The 1,494-nt window shown below is 56.4% G+C and carries 2 protein-coding genes; both read right to left on the bottom strand.

Going from position 1 to position 1,494, the window contains the following annotated elements; translation table 11 throughout:
* A partial coding sequence (locus tag BLR85_RS28275) for a phage portal protein (protein ID WP_139188630.1) occupies nucleotides 1–645 on the bottom strand: 645 nt, incomplete at its 3' end.
* Nucleotides 646–825: 180 nt separating this feature from the next.
* Nucleotides 826–1,206 (bottom strand): hypothetical protein, encoded by a 381-nt coding sequence (locus BLR85_RS28270; protein ID WP_139188629.1) that lies wholly within the window; start codon nucleotides 1,204–1,206, stop codon nucleotides 826–828.
* Nucleotides 1,207–1,494 lie beyond the last annotated feature (288 nt).

The following is a 1,494-nucleotide window of genomic DNA, read 5'->3' as shown; positions in this document are numbered from 1 at the left end:
TCGGGTTTGTCTCGCTTTCCAGCCATCGTTTGGTCCTCCTGAAAACGGGATAAAGCTATCCCAGTTGGTGGACCACTTCATTGGGGGCACTCCAACATAGGCAACGCCAATGGCTTCCCGTGCGAGGCTGAGAGGGGCACGGCCAAAAGGCGCGCGCAGGTGGATGATGTTGGCCGCCGGCTCGGGGCGGTTGTTGATCTTGTAGCTCGGCTCGCCCGTGTTCTGGTCATATTCGACCGAGATGACGCCGGGTCGATACCGGATGATCTCGACAGGCTTGCCGTTCACCCGGTTTACCCAGGCCAGCCCGCCCACGTCCTGCTTGAGAGCATCGATCACCAGATCCCGGATCAGGTCATAACCGGAGGTCCATTCGTTGGCCTCGCTGGTGAGAAGCTGAAGCGCCGGGTCATTGTCGATGGTCTGCGAACCATCTGGCGTCTTCACCGATACGTCGAGGCTGGCCACAGCTTCGGAGATGACGCGGATAGCAGAGCTGACAGCCGGCACCCGCAGCGCGGTCTCTGCCGAGATGGTCACGCCGGTCGAGGTGATCGGAAGAATGCCGAAGGTCTCCAGCAGCGCGTCGTCGGGCGCGGCGAGAGACTTGGCTTCGGTCTTGGGTGTGCGAGTGAATGGCCACATGCAAGGAATTTACCCTGCATGTGGCCTCGGAATAAGCTGAAGGTTTGAGCTAAGTCGTTCTAAAACATAACTAATCGTTCACCACGGAAATCCAGATTCCTGCAAATCTTGCGCAAGTATCCCCGCGCCGGTCCCCCCCGGTAGCCCGGAAAGTTCAGGACCACCTCCCCCTAGTCGTATTCAACGCGAGGGCGGCGGGGCTAGGAAGATGCTGCGGGTCTTCTGTTTGCGGAAGAGTTCCTTAAGAGCGTCATCTTCGCCGCCACCATACCGGCGAAGGTCCGCATCCCAATACCCATCAGAGAGCCGCCGTCGGTAGCAATCCAAGCCTTTAGTCTTGGCAACCTCTTCTATCTCGGGTGTCAGCAGACCCGCACCAGACATTTCCGAAACAACAAACATGACTCCCCATGCCGCATGACGAATCTCATCCAGCGACCCACCTTTCGCCAGATCGCATTTCTCAAGGGATGCATTGAACCTGTCGACCATGTCCTGTTGAGAGAATGCTGGTCCCGATAAGCATATGAGACAACAAAATAATGCAGAGGTCAGTTTCATATCAGCTTCTGATAGATTGGAATGGACGAATGTTATTCGATCTTTGCACCTAACCTAAAGTTAGGTCAAACGGCATGCCCACCAGAAAGCCCCATCGCCAAATCTGCGGATTGCCGAGCAGTCGCAGGAACCTTTCCTGCTAGTTCGGCCAAGAGGTGAGTGGTTTGCCGTTGTCGCCAAAGAGCACTGCTAGTGGAGTGCCCCGTCTGAACTGGTCCACCGTTATGTTTAGGGAACGGAGGACTGAGAATGGCGAACAAGCGGCACAAGCCGGAAGAGATAGTTCAG

The sequence above is a fragment of the Aliiruegeria lutimaris genome (assembly GCF_900099935.1).
GTDB lineage: Bacteria > Pseudomonadota > Alphaproteobacteria > Rhodobacterales > Rhodobacteraceae > Tropicimonas > Tropicimonas lutimaris.
This window is presented reverse-complemented; position numbering and strand designations above follow the sequence as displayed.

Bases quoted from the DNA above. Each gene is read 5' to 3' on its own strand.
- BLR85_RS28270 (WP_139188629.1), bottom strand. From the start codon at position 1,206: ATGAAACTGACCTCTGCATTATTTTGTTGTCTCATATGCTTATCGGGA.